The following is a 13,189-nucleotide window of genomic DNA, read 5'->3' as shown; positions in this document are numbered from 1 at the left end:
ACAGCCGCCCAGGAACTGTTGACGTGCCAGGAACAGAGCATCAGCCGGCATCCCGTGGCGTTCTTCGGCTACCCGGGATTCAACCCCGGGATAGACCAGCAAACGTTGTAAACGCTGTTCTCCAGCATACGCGTGCCGGAGTCGCCGACGCCCATCGACGAGCATGTCCAGCAGTTGTACGACCGGCTTCCCGATTATGCCATGCCGACGGCCTCACTACGTTTATCGGGCACATCACCTCGGCCTTGCCGTCGTTCCTGTTGCCACTGGAAAAAACCATGGTGGCTCTCAACCAGACCCGGTCAAGCTGGAAACTCGCCCTGCCTTGTGTTTTGGCAAGACCGATCACGGCCAACCGACGATTGTCGGGCCGCAAGTGGCGGGCGAGGGCATGACGTTCAACATTTTCCGCCGCAACTCGACATCAGGAGTCGGGTAGCCCTAATGCGCCACTCCAAAGCAGCGCAGTTTCTGCAGCTCAACTATATACGCGCAAAAATTGTTTGTGTCGGTGGGGAGTCGATAAAGCGTAAGCGGCATATTTTCCTTGGCATAGTAAGCTTGATTGTATGCCAGCTGACTGCTGGCATATTTTGCTAGCATCTTGTTCAGGCTCTGGTTTTGGGATGTGGTCGTTAAAAAGAAACTACTACGAATGCTGTCATTTACTTTGAGGGGCAAAAGACTCGAAGAGCCATCGACCTGTTGAAAGTCGTAGATGGTGTTTTTTTGAAACTGCAGGCGCGAGCTTTGGGGGAGCGATTCGCCGCTTTCCAATAAAACAATGCCATGGGAGAAATAAGAGCCTGAGAGATGATGTCGCTCTAAAACAAAATAGACGGCATGAGCCAGAACCAGAAAAAATATCAATACATAGAGCCAGCGGTTTGAATGAATCATTTCACACATGCCAATAGGTGATGATCAGTGATTTTTGATAATTGGGACTGGTGCACGAGCATGGAAAACACTTCGCCAGACTGATTGATGCAAATGACATCAAGGAAGTTGTGCATGCGATTGAACAATAGGGTGCTTGGCGACTCGGAGCGCGACACTAACCTGTCCCGTAAGTGCATGACATCGGCTTGTAAAGTAACGAGCTGTTTTTTGTCGGGTGCCGTATATAGAATGCTTTGGTTGCCGATATATTGATTGCTAGTGACCAGGCCGGGCTGCATCAATAGGGCGTAGTTAAAGCGCCAAATAAGTGCCGCAAATAAAGTTGCAGCCAATATTAGAAGTGGAATGCGGAGACGCCGGGCATTGCATTTTATGCTCAGTTCAGTTGCGCGTGGGGGAGGTGCGACTACGGTAGCAGCCAAATTAATGTCATGCTGCAATACTGGCCACTCCGAGGGACTTATGAGAAATCGAGAGTTGAATTGATACCCGCGACGAGGCATCGTTTGTATGATTTCCTTGGCGGTTTCGTCACCTAGTTGCTCTCTTATGCCTGAAATAGCTTGATTTAAACTACTTTGAGTGACTACGCGACCAGGCCAGGCATATGCCAAAATATCCTCTCGCGCGACAATGGTATCCGCTCTAAGAATTAACAGTTCGAGCAAGCGAGAAGCTGAAAAACTGATCTCTATCCTAGAGGTTGGTTTTTCTCGAAGATAAAACGTTAGCAACTGGCATTTGGATGCGAAATGAATATAGTGTTCTTTTTTGGTACCGCGAATCACATGGCTGCCACAAGGTTGTGTGGCCACGGTTGGACTTTCAATATCAAGATTCTGAGGTGACTCTAAGGGAAGGTGAGGTTCTTGTACATTTGTGTAGGTCATGCTTCGGCCTTAGAAAGATGCAAGGTAAAAATAGCATCCAAAAATGATGCAGTGGCTAATATCCTGAGGGAGTAATGGCGAGGAGTATCCTTTCTTCCATGTCGAGTGTGCACATTGCTTGACAACCTGCTTGATGGACCTGTGAGAACTATCAAGCAGGACTCTCAAAACGTGAAGTCAATAGATGTCAATTTACATCAATTCACGAATTTTGGCCAAAAAAGAGCGCGTTTTCTTCTCGCAATCCGGCCATTGCAGATGGAAGACCTTCGCTAGTGTGCGGTTCTCGAAATAACTTTCCTGCAATCTTGGCTAGACTTTCCCTGCCATTCAGCGCTCGGGGGGGACACAAGTGAACGCCCAAGAAATTGTCCTCGGCTCAGGAGAGCAAGCCGAGCTGAGCCGCCAGTACCTTCGGTCACCATCAGCCAGCGCGACGGCCGTCGCGCCCAAGTGCTTGTGCTGCTAGGCAGCACAAGGTGCTCACGGATAGAGATCGCGCGCTTGATCGGTTTGTCATCCCTCACAATTACCTGTTGTGGAGTCAGGACTGGTTCACCACGTCCTGGTTGTCATGCTGTTCACTCCTATAATTCCAGTATTCGAAAAATAACATCGGATAATATCTTTGATCGATTCGTCGTTTTCAACATTGGCGGAGGCTGAAGTCAGCCCGAACTACATGGCTACTTCAGACCATCCCTGGAGATGGGAGTCTTTCAGACCTGGACTTGCCCCTACTAGACTACGTCATCCTCGTCGTCTTGCAGGTGGCTATACCAACCAAATAGCGCTACACCAAGGGTGGCAATGATTACGGCTATGACGATGAATACTAGATAGCACATTCAGACTCGTTTGCCTCTGACGTCGGTGTATCATTGATCTGCATCCTGCGATTGCGCGGATGTACACCCAGCGTTATCTGGCGGATAGGATGGAATTAGCAACTTTCTAGAAGGTTGCTAAAATGGCACTAACTTGCCTGCGAATCATTAAAAGTCGGGCAGCTTCCCATAGCGTGCTCGTCATATTTTCCTTCCGTAATTTTCGATAGGTAGGCTCGTGCTGAGTTTAGTATTTGCTCATTTTCAGGGTGGGAGGTCTGATATTCTGATAATGCACGCCCAGCCGACATGAAGATTCGATGAGCTTCGTCCGTAAGCAGAAAATCTGTAATGCTGTTATTTTTTTTTTGAAAGATCTCAAATTCACGCTCAAGTTTATTTTTTTGAGTCAACTGGTTAGGCGTGTATTCTTCATAAGTTCGAGGGTATTTGCTATTCTTAAGTCTCTCACCGATACCTCCATAGGCCGGATCTCGTTGTAGGTAGATGACACGATCAACTTGAGTCATTGCGAGCATCCCCGAACACATGGCACATGGCTCTAGTGTGGTATAGACGCTATATCCTTTGACATATTTGCCTACACCCGGGCACTTTAAGAAGCCCTGCATCAGACGAACCTCGCCATGCTGCGTGGCGTCGTCGTGCTTTCTTATGGAGTTTCTTGCCCAAAATACTGGTTTGTTTGAGTTATTAACGAGAATTGAACCTATATTGTGGCCCCGTCCGTTAACGCCTGCTTGCCAGTCTTTTTCGACCATGGCCATTGCCAGAAGGGAAAAAATTTCATCTTTCTCCATCTTGGCTGCAATACTGCCCCGCCCTAATAAATCGCATGACGGGATGTAAGCTCTGGTTTTTTTTTCGCCAACAAACTCTGGTCGTTCCGCGTAGGAATAGTGATGAGACCGCCCAGACTCATGAAAGAAAAATTTGCATGTTAGCGATGCTTCGGCTGTTTCGTAGGCAATTGATAGTAGGGATATCGTGAGTACGAGGAGGCTTTTCAATTTGGCTGTCCTAATTATGTTTGTTGGGGCGAACAGGCATCCAGAGTGCCTAAATTCGACATGCTCGGCACGGCAAACAAGCGAATCAGTTAGATGCCACTGCATATCCCACAGGTGTCGCCGCAACAGATGATTTTCGCTAGAAAAATTTTCCGCGCGCGAGGCTCAATGGGCAGTCCCCATATCTGCGGGGCAAACACCCCTTGCAACGAAGTCGCTTTTGCTGATTGGCTACAGTGCACGGGAGACCGAACAGATGACTATTGCGGGCGCGGTGGTACCACATCAACGAAGGTTTTCAGTAAAAAAAAGCCCCCAGGGCCGGGGGCATAAAGGTGCCTAACGTGGAGCAACCTGGTTAGTTTCTGGCACAGTGTTTTTTTTGTCTGCAAGAAATTTCTTAAGCTGTCTCCCAGGGCAAACTGCCCATGAGGATGAGATTGCTGAAGATTAAGAAATTTCTTGCATTCCAAGGCAGTTCGAGTGGGTGATAATCGCACTCTTGGAGATAACAGCGGCCCGAGCCTAGCTATATTTAGTGCTTAATTGGTCGTAGTGAGAGGGTATAAACTGTGGCGTCTTTCCCCGGCGCGGGTAACTTTCGCTGAGCGGATAAATTAGCCTTGGATAAAACTACTTAAATTATAGAGGTGTTGCGTTGCGCTCACTGAATGTGCTGGTTCTTGAAGATAACGCTTTCCAGTTAATGGCCTTACACAAGATGCTAAATGCCATTCAGGTCTTCAATGTGCTGACGGCGGACAGTGTGGAGGTCGCCCAGCAAGCGTTAGCCAATCGAGGAGGGGTCGATATTGCCATTTGCGATTTGCAGATGGACGGCCAGGATGGCCTCGACATGATACGGTTTTTGGCCAAATACCGCTTGGCTCGTGCGCTAATCATCCTGAGTGGCACTGACCAAAGCATACTTGACGGTGCGGCCCATTTCGCCCGATCGCAGGGAATTTTAGTGCTTGGTAGTTTGTGCAAACCCATGTCGCTTGAAGCGTTGTGCCAGTTGCTGGAGACTTATCAGAATCTTGTTGCTCAAGACGCTCAATCACTGCCACTGAAGCAGATATCACAGCGGTTTTCATTGGAAGAGTTACATCAGCTTGCTCCCGGTCAGCGCATCAGTGACGCGGGTATGTTTGAGCAATGGGTTGCCTATTACCAGCCCAAAGTCAGTCTTGAGGGGCAACTGGCAGGTGTGGAAGCGTTGGTCCGTTGGCAACATCCTATCCATGGGTTGATGTCACCCGGTCAATTCATGGGCGCAGTGGAGAGTGCCGGGCTGATTGAACCGTTAACCTGGCGGATGCTGGAACTGGCATTGACGTTGTCCTCGCGAGTGCTGCGCGAGCGCGGTGAACGCCTGCCAGTATCGGTCAATATCCCACCGTCGATGATCGAGCGGGATGATTTTGCTCGGCAAGTATTGGCGCTGTTGGGGCGCTTCGGGCTACCTGCCAACGTGCTCACGTTGGAGATTGTCGAAAACCCGTCGTTGCAGACTACGGCTGCACACCTGGAAGGTCTATTGCGCTTACGCATGCAGGGCTGCCATCTGTCGATTGATGACTTTGGCACCGGCGCGTCGAACATTCAGCGTTTGCTGCAACTACCATTTTCCGAGTTGAAAATCCCCGCAGAGTTCGTGCGTGGCATTGGCGACAATGGACGCAAGGCCTCAGTGGTCGCCGGGGCTCTGTTTATGGCGCAAAAAATGGCCTTGAGCGTGGTGGTCGAAGGTGTGGAAACAGCGTGTGACTATCGAGCCTTGCAGGAATTGGGAGGGCTAACCGTACAGGGGTATTTCATTGCGCGCCCCATGAGTGAGGTCGACCTGTTGTGTTGGATTGAAGAGCGCACCAATCTCGGTGGCCTAGTTAAGGCAGTGTAAGCATGCGTAGGGCATCAAACACTAGTCCAAACGCCCGTCCGTGCAGGTTAGGATTTTTCTTGCAGACACAAACACCGCGTGCGTGGAAACTGAGTGTGTAATTTCCCTCGCTTGGGGTTAACCATATCCTCAAGTATTCAGCGGTTCAACTTTCATTATGAGAAACAAAGTAATGGCATTGCTTTTGCGCAATTGGCCATGGGGTAATTGAATGCTTCTGGTCGCTGAGAGCAATTTAGCTCCCATCATCTGAGGCCTTTCAAGATGAGTGCGCGATGTTACTACTCATCAGCGGTTAGTCTTTCAAGAGTGTTTAAGTTTATGAAGCCGTCGATGTTTTTTTATGTCCTGATCGGGCTGCTATTTTTCAAGAGCCCTTTGATATTGGCTCAAGGGAGCTCCCAATACAGGTTGTCTTCAGGTGATGTTATACGTATCGATGTAGTGGGTGAGCAGGACCTGAGCTTTAATGATCTTCGATTAACTGACGCGGGCAGTTTTACTTATCCCTTTATTGGGGATCTCAATGCGCAGGGCAAGACTGCAGCGCAGATCGAGCAGCTGATTGCCGACAAATTGCGTGGTGACTACCTGGTCGACCCAAGGGTGTCGGTTAGTGTGCCGCGCTACCGGCAGTTTTTTATCAGCGGCGAAGTGCGCAGCCCGGGCGTTTACCCCTATCAGGCTGGGCTGACACTGAGGCGTGCTGTCGCCCTCGCGGGCGGCCTGACCAAGCGTGGCTCCGAAAGCCGAATGACCATTGGTCGAGATCAGGGCTCGGTCACGCAAACGCATAAAGGCTCGTTCGACTCACCACTTTTGCCGGGAAACGCCGTCACCATTGCTCGGGGTGTCTTTTAGTAATCACGGTAACGGCGCGTGTTTTCGTCCTCAGTATTAAGCAAATTTCAAGGTGAGATTTATATGCAAAGTAACCTTCTTTCACGCAAGCCGAATCCCCCGGGTCTTGAAATGTCTGATGAGATTGATCTACTCAAGTTCTGGAAAGCTCTCTGGCGGCGTAAGTGGGCCATTGTTGGTTTTTCGATGCTACCCAGCCTGTTGGTCGGCCTTTCCCTATTGACGGTTACACCGACCTATAGGGCTGAGACAACCGTTCTGATCGAGGGTAAGCCTTCATCGGTTGGCTCGATCGAACATGTTTACGGCAGGGATACCGTAAGTAGCGAATACCTGCCCACCCAGCTTGAACTCTTCAAGTCCCGGGCTTTGGCCGAACGCGTGGTTCGTCAACTGAACCTGGTCGCCCATCCCGAGTTTTTAGCGAAGGAACAGGAGGGGACATTTGCCTTGCTGAAGAAACTGCTCAGTGCGCTCGACATTCGTAAACTTGTTCCGAGCGGAGCAGCGCTTGAGCCTCCTACACCTGAAGAGCTTGAGGTACTTCGGTTTGATGAAGTGACGCGGGCATTCATGACTCGCATCAAGGTTATACGCCAAGGCAACAGCACGCTGGTGAAGGTGCAGGTCGAAATGAGCGACCCGCACATGGCGGCAAAAGCTGCCAACGCCTTGGCCAAGGAATTGATCGAGAGCCAAATGGAGGCGGCTGTGGAAGTCTCTGCCGGGGCCAGCGCCTGGATGAATGGCCGGTTGGTGAGCCTACGCGAGCAACTCAAAGTCTCGGAAGAACGTCTGCAGCGTTATCGGGAGGCGGAGAATTTGGTCGATGTAGGTGGTGTGTCGACGATCAGCGCGACGGAACTGGCGCGCACCGGTGACCGGTTGATCGATGCCCGGCTCAAGTATGCGGAAGCCGAAAGCCAATATCGCCAGGTTCAGGCCAATCGTGGCAACTGGGAAAAGCTGGCAGCTGTTCCGGCAGTGCTCGGTCATCCACTGATTCAGCAACTCAAGGCAGATGAGACCAAGGCGCGGGCCAAGGTTGAGGAGCGTTCCAAGCGCTACGGAGCGCAACATCCGCAGATGGAAGCTGTGCGCGCCGAATTGAATGCGGCCTCCGCCAGCCTGCACGGGCAGATCGTGCAAGTGGTAGCAGGTATCGAGCGTAACTACCAGCTTGCGGTTGCCAACCAAAAGACCCTGCAAGCGTCATTCAACCGCGTTCAGTCACAGCAACAGAGCGTCTCTCGCAAGGAATTCAAATTGCGTGAGCTAAAGAGTGAGGTGGACGCCAATCGCTCGCTGTATAACGCCTTCGCCAATCGTTTGAAGGAAACTGCGGCCACTTCCGACCTGGATATCGTCAGCGTGCGTATCGTTGACCCCGCGATCGTACCGACGATGCCAGTGGGGCAACGCAAAGTCTTGGTCGTCACCCTCACCGCAATGTTGAGCCTCATCCTGGCGGCCGCGTTGACACTATTGTTCGAGGCATTGAACAACACCTTCAAAAGTGTGGATCAGGTCGAAGAGCAGTTGAACATTCCGGTACTCGGCGTTGCTCCGCGGTTGTCCACAAAGCTTGGCTGCGAGTTGTGGCAACTTTACAGTCGAGAGCTGGATAGGCGCTTCAGCGAGTCTATCCGGACAATGCGTACCGGCATCGTGCTTAGCGATCTCAAGCAACCGCACAAGGTTCTGCTGGTCACGTCATCCATACCTGGCGAAGGCAAGACCACGGTGTCTACTAACCTTGCATGCGCCCTGGGGCAGATGGAGAAAGTATTGCTGATTGATGCAGACTTGCGCCGTCCCATGCTAGCGAAGCATTTTCAGTTGCCCATTGGTTCGCCGGGGCTGGCTAACTTGCTCGCCGGCACTGCATCTCTGGACGATTGCATTCAGCAGGCTGACGGGGTGGATGTATTGGCAGCGGGCACCGTGCCACCTAACCCGCAGGAGCTGTTGGCGTCTCCCTTGTTTTCCCAGCTACTGGAACAACTGAGTGAACGCTATCAACGCATTGTTATTGATACTCCGCCATGCCTCGCCGTCAGCGATGCGCTGTTGATGTCCACACTGGCGGACTTTGTACTTTATGTCGTCAAGTCCGATGCGACCGCGGTACCTCTCGTCCACAAAGGAATTGGCCAGTTGTTACAAGGCAATGCACCGGTCAAAGGCATTGTGCTCAACCAGGTCGATGTTACGGCAGCGGGTTCCAAGGGTGGCCGTTACGACGGTTACTACGACTACTACAGCTATAGCGACAGCCCGACCTGATGATCGACCTACATAATCACATGCTCCCGGGTCTGGATGATGGCTCGATTGACCTTGAAGCCGCGCTGGATCTGGCGCGCATGGCGGTGGCAGACGGTATAAAAACAATCGTATGCACACCTCATATGCACCCCGGGCGCCACGACAACAGCGTTTCAGGAATTCAAGCCGCGTGTGCCCGAATGAAAGTTGCACTGTTTGAAGCCGACATTGCCTTGCGCATTGCCGCTGCCGCAGAAGTACGATTCGGCGACCACCTGCCGGCAGCAATTGAGTCGCAATCATTGCCCTTTATGGGGGAGTGGGAAGGTAGGAGGGTGGTCCTGCTTGAGTTTCCCCATGGACAAATCCCGTATGCCGCAGAGCATCTGATCGATTGGCTGTTGGCTAAGGGCATCGTTGCGATGATCGCGCACCCTGAGCGCAACAAGGCTGTGATGCGAAATCCGGCGAGGCTCAGGCCGTTTGTCGCACGAGGGTGTTTGTTGCAGGTGACCGGAGCCTCCCTGACAGGTTATTTTGGTCAGCAGGTTCAGTCAGTTGCCCGTGACTTGCTGGAGCAAGGTGTCGTGCACGTACTGGCAAGTGATGGTCACAACGTGCGGCACCGTCCTGCAGTTCTCGCTCAAGCACATCAATGCGCGGCACAGCTTATTGGAGACCGCAAGGCCCATGCCCTGGTGCATGATACTCCGTGGGAAATAGCGCAGGGGCTTTTTGCATAGTCGTGCGATATGCAGGCTCTCAGGGTCTTCTCGCGGCGCAAGCCCACTTCTACGGATCTTTGGTTGACACCTTCCCCTCTTGCAACAAAACCAACAGGCTTTGCATGCAGCTGGAGACTACGCCTGCCGTGACCGTCAGCGTCTCGGTATCCACGTTGTCTCGGCAGGCTATTTCCATATTGGTGCAACTGATATTGAGCGCTTCATATTTCAGTATCAGTGCACTGCCCTTGATCTGATGGGCGAGGCTGGCCATTCCTTTGGTGTCACGCTGATCGAGTAACTTTTGCAGTTCAAGCAGGTTGTTCGCGGTACTGCGCTCCAACTCTGACCAGAGGGCTTGCATCGCCGTCTCGTCTGCAACAGCCAAGCGCATCAGGTGGGCGTGAAGTTGATCACCTGACAATTCGCCATCATTGAACCCATCGTTATACTCGTTGCAGAGCGCCAGCAATCTGTTGCTCAGGGTGCTCAGGCTGATGGGTTTGAACAGGCAGTCATCCATCCCGGCATCCAGGCAATTTTGCCGTTCCTCAGGCACTGCGTTGGCAGTGAAGCCCAGCAGCAGGCAACCAGGTTCGTTTCTTTGCTGTTCCTGCTGACGTATGTTTCGTGCCAGTTCATACCCGTCCATGTTGGGCATATTGCAGTCGGTGATGATCACGTCGAAGGGAGCTTCGTGCCATAGTTTTAGTGCTTCGACACCATCGCAGGCTTCGCTGACATGATGGCCCAGGTAACTCAGTTGGCGGATAAGCAGGATACGATTGGCCATGTAGTCATCGACAATCAGGATGTTCAGCGGGCAATCGGCAGCCAGTACTTCTGGCGTCTGCTGTTGCGAGGCTAAAGCTTCGACATGGAGAGCGTTCTGAAGCGGCAGATCGATCCTGACTGTGATCAGGGTGCCCACACCCTCCTGGCTGACCAGTTCGAGTGTTCCCCCCATCATTTCTACCAATGCCCGACTGATGACCAGGCCAAGACCCGAGCCGCTGTCAGACAGCTGTTGAGCGCTCTTAACCTGGGAGAAAGGCCTGAACAGGCGTTGTTGGTCGGCGACAGAAATACCAATGCCGCTGTCCTCGACCTTAACTTCTAGGCTCAAGGTTCGTTCTGTGGGGTGAAGTGTCGCGCTTGCCGAAAGGTTGACCGAGCCTTGGGCGGTGAACTTGATTGCGTTGCTCAGCAGGTTGGCCAACACTTGCTTGAAGCTCGCGGGGTCGATGAGTACAAGCTGGTCGACCGAAGGGTCGATATGAGTGACCAGCTGCAGTGATTTCTGTGTCGCCGGGCCATCGAAAATACGCACGATCGACATCAACAGGTCGCGCAGGTTTGCCTGCTGGGGGGTCAGGCTGAGTTGTCCCGCCTCAATGCGTGCGATATCAAGTATGTCGCCGATCAGATCGAGCAGCCCTTGTGCGGCTTCCGAGGCGATATCGATGGCTGCCCGGTCAAAAACGCCTTGCTCGGCGGTTTTTGACGCCATTTCCAGCATCCCAATCACCGCATTCAGAGGTGTGCGGATTTCATGGCTCATGGTGGCAAGGAAGGTCGTTTTCGCCCGGCTGGCGTTATCGGCGTCATTCTTGGCAGCGTGCAGTTGTTGGATCAGGTCCTGGCGTTCACTCACATCGAGCCAACCACCAATCAGCCCTTTGACGGCGCCATCGCTAGCACGATAGGGCAGCATCCAGTGATAGATCGTGAGTGTCTCGCCACAGGGAAGTCTGAGCAGGCGATCTTCGAATCTTGGCTCGCCAGAGGCCATCACTTCAAAAAAGCTTTTATTGTATTCAGCGGCCTGGGCTGGATCGAGTAGCAGGCTTTGTTCGACGGTCGTGCCCTCGAGGGGCGCGCCGTCGCTGACGCTGAAGGTATCGAGGTAGGCTTTGTTGCACAGTAACAAGCGCGCATCGCGGTCCCTGGCATAGATCGGGTGCGGGGTGCCATTGAGCAACACGCGCTCGAACTCGAGTTTGTCGTTGAGTGCGCGCTCGGCGAGTTTGCGCTTGGACACTTCGCGCTTCAACGAAGTGATCCACACGAAGATGCCCAGCAGTAGCAATGCAGCTACAACCAGGCCTTGATAGATGGTTTCACGGTGTCGAGTCCAGTAGCTGTCTTCGACGACAACCGCGCGGCGCCACCGATTGGTGATCTCATCCATTTCCTCGGGTGAGATACTCAGCAATGATTTATTGAGTATCGACAACAGCTCGGGGGCTTCTTTGCTGACAGCGAAGGCGACCTGGCCTGCTTTGGTACCGGTGGTCGAGGCTATCTTGAGTGCGTCCGGGTAGGTCCTGGCGATGATGTAGCGCGCACTGATCAACGAACTGAGGGTTGCATCCGCTTTTCCTTGAACGACCATGGCGAATGCTTCATTTAGATTGTTGGCCGGCACAAGCTGTACGTGCGGATGTTTACGTGCAAGCAGCGACAAGTTGACGTTGCCGTAGACCACGGCCAGTTTCTTGCCTGCCAGCTCTTCAAGGTTATGAGGCGCGTCAGATCTGGCGCGTGTCACGAGCACCAGCGGTGTTGCCAGATACGGGCGACTGAAGTTGACCAGCTTTTCCCGGTCTGGGCTTTGTGTCAGCGAAGCGACAATATCGAACCTGCCGGCGTTGAGCTCGGCAATCATTTGGTTGACCGAGGATCCGCGGCCTGTTTCAAAGCGCAGGCCGGTTCTCTGGCTGATCTTCTTCAGTACATCAACCGTCAATCCCCTGGACTGACCATTTTCATCGACGAAGGAGAAGGGCAAGTAGTCTTCGTTGAACAAGACTTTCAACTGGCCATGCTGGGTCAGCCATTCTTGTTCTTCAACACTGAACTTGATCGTGTTGCGCCCCGAAATACTGACACCGCCTGCTTGCCAGCGCTGGACAATGGCGATGCGTTCGCTGGAGGGAATGGCTTCAAGCGCCTGGTCGACCACGCGTTTAAGTTGCGCGTTTGAGCGCAGCAGCGCAAAAGAGAAGTTGTTGGCTTCCAGCCTTGAGAAGTCAGTCATCTGAACAGTGCTCAGGTAACTTTTATTGATCAGGTAATTGGCAGTAACCGTATCGCCCAAATATACGTCAGCATCGCCGAACGCGACCGCACCGATGGCATTGAGTATGGAGGGGTAGAGCACGATCTGCGCTTGGGGATAAAAACCCTGCACGGTCGCTAAAGGCAGGTAATGGTAAAGCATCGCAATTTTTTTGCCGGCCAGGCTCTCGTCAGTTGCGACATCATCTTCAATGCGCGTGATAATAGTGGGTTGGTCGAGCATGTAAGGCGCCGAGAGCATAAGCTGCGGATCCACTGCTTCATAGGCGTTGGCCGATCCGATCAGGTCAATGTCGCGGCGCTTGAGCGCCTCAATCAGCGTGGTGCGGTCTGGAAAGCTGACTATCTCGACCCGGACTTTGAGAAGCTGCCCAAGTAGTGCGGAATAGTCGGCGGTAATGCCCTCGAATTCTTTTGTATGGGTAGTGATATCGAGAGGAGGGTAGTCAGGATCGGATATGCCGATGCGTAAGGTGGCTTTCTTTGCCAACCACTGGGTATCGCTTTGGTTGAGAGAGAACTGATCAGATTCAATAACCGAGCGACCAACAACGTTCAGTACCACCGGGTTATTGTTGGCTGAGGCATAATTAAATACAACGCAGGAAAGAATTAATATCCAAACATACTTCATGCTTTTTCCTTGCCGATGCCCGCTGCCAGACTCTTGCATTTATAGATACTGATAAGAACCCGGGTT

The 13,189-nt window shown here is 52.4% G+C and carries 8 protein-coding genes and 1 pseudogene; 5 read left to right on the top strand and 4 right to left on the bottom strand.

The genetic code is table 11. The annotated features are described in order from the left end of the window. Positions 1–441: 441 nt before the first annotated feature. Together CKW29_RS01110 and CKW29_RS01105 are read right to left on the bottom strand one after the other, a co-directional pair. The gene (locus tag CKW29_RS01110) at positions 442–900 is read right to left on the bottom strand and encodes a hypothetical protein (protein WP_095144241.1); all 459 of its coding nucleotides are present in this window, start codon (positions 898–900) and stop codon (positions 442–444) included. Next, complete coding sequence (locus CKW29_RS01105; protein ID WP_095147746.1) at positions 897–1,793, bottom strand: winged helix-turn-helix domain-containing protein; 897 nt, start codon at positions 1,791–1,793, stop codon at positions 897–899. Before CKW29_RS01105 ends, CKW29_RS01110 begins: the two co-directional genes overlap by 4 nt. A gap of 352 nt (positions 1,794–2,145) precedes the next feature. Here CKW29_RS01105 and CKW29_RS25935 point away from each other — a divergent pair. Then, positions 2,146–2,330, top strand: a pseudogene (locus tag CKW29_RS25935) (IS630 family transposase); the annotation flags it as partial. Positions 2,331–2,769: 439 nt separating this feature from the next. On the opposite strand, the gene CKW29_RS01100 reads toward CKW29_RS25935, so the two are convergent. Next, positions 2,770–3,651 carry a nucleoside deaminase gene (locus tag CKW29_RS01100; protein WP_159950207.1) on the bottom strand — a complete coding sequence of 294 codons (882 nt, stop codon included), beginning with the start codon at positions 3,649–3,651 and terminating at the stop codon, positions 2,770–2,772. A 658-nt stretch (positions 3,652–4,309) separates the two neighbouring features. Between CKW29_RS01100 and CKW29_RS01095 the strand changes: the two genes are divergently transcribed. The 4 genes from CKW29_RS01095 (at position 4,310) to CKW29_RS01080 (ending at position 9,426) form a co-directional block, all read left to right on the top strand. Beyond that, positions 4,310–5,554, top strand: coding sequence for an EAL domain-containing protein (locus CKW29_RS01095; RefSeq protein WP_095147744.1), 1,245 nt, complete (start codon positions 4,310–4,312; stop codon positions 5,552–5,554). Positions 5,555–5,875: 321 nt separating this feature from the next. Next, positions 5,876–6,415: a polysaccharide biosynthesis/export family protein gene (locus CKW29_RS01090; RefSeq protein WP_095147743.1), complete on the top strand. Its 540-nt coding sequence runs from the start codon at positions 5,876–5,878 to the stop codon at positions 6,413–6,415. Between the two features lie 63 nt (positions 6,416–6,478). Continuing rightward, positions 6,479–8,701 carry a polysaccharide biosynthesis tyrosine autokinase gene (locus CKW29_RS01085; protein WP_095147742.1) on the top strand — a complete coding sequence of 741 codons (2,223 nt, stop codon included), beginning with the start codon at positions 6,479–6,481 and terminating at the stop codon, positions 8,699–8,701. Next, a complete protein-coding gene (locus CKW29_RS01080; RefSeq protein WP_095144235.1) occupies positions 8,701–9,426 on the top strand; it encodes a tyrosine-protein phosphatase in 726 nt (241 codons plus the stop codon). Before CKW29_RS01085 ends, CKW29_RS01080 begins: the two co-directional genes overlap by 1 nt. 49 nt (positions 9,427–9,475) lie before the next feature. Here the strand turns inward: CKW29_RS01080 and CKW29_RS01075 are convergent, their stop codons facing one another. Then, positions 9,476–13,123 (bottom strand): transporter substrate-binding domain-containing protein, encoded by a 3,648-nt coding sequence (locus tag CKW29_RS01075; protein ID WP_095147741.1) that lies wholly within the window; start codon positions 13,121–13,123, stop codon positions 9,476–9,478. Between the last annotated feature and the right edge of the window lie 66 nt (positions 13,124–13,189).

It is taken from the genome of Pseudomonas sp. Irchel s3a18 (genome assembly GCF_900187535.1).
In the GTDB taxonomy this organism is placed as follows: Bacteria; Pseudomonadota; Gammaproteobacteria; order Pseudomonadales; family Pseudomonadaceae; genus Aquipseudomonas.
Note: the sequence above shows the minus strand (reverse complement) of the source record. Positions and strands in the feature narration are given on the sequence as shown.

Coding starts and splice junctions, on each gene's coding strand:
- CKW29_RS01110 (WP_095144241.1), bottom strand. CDS start 900: ATGATTCATTCAAACCGCTGGCTCTATGTATTGATATTTTTTCTGGTT.
- CKW29_RS01105 (WP_095147746.1), bottom strand. CDS start 1,793: ATGACCTACACAAATGTACAAGAACCTCACCTTCCCTTAGAGTCACCT.
- CKW29_RS01090 (WP_095147743.1), top strand. CDS start 5,876: ATGAAGCCGTCGATGTTTTTTTATGTCCTGATCGGGCTGCTATTTTTC.
- CKW29_RS01085 (WP_095147742.1), top strand. CDS start 6,479: ATGCAAAGTAACCTTCTTTCACGCAAGCCGAATCCCCCGGGTCTTGAA.
- CKW29_RS01080 (WP_095144235.1), top strand. CDS start 8,701: ATGATCGACCTACATAATCACATGCTCCCGGGTCTGGATGATGGCTCG.
- CKW29_RS01075 (WP_095147741.1), bottom strand. CDS start 13,123: ATGAAGTATGTTTGGATATTAATTCTTTCCTGCGTTGTATTTAATTAT.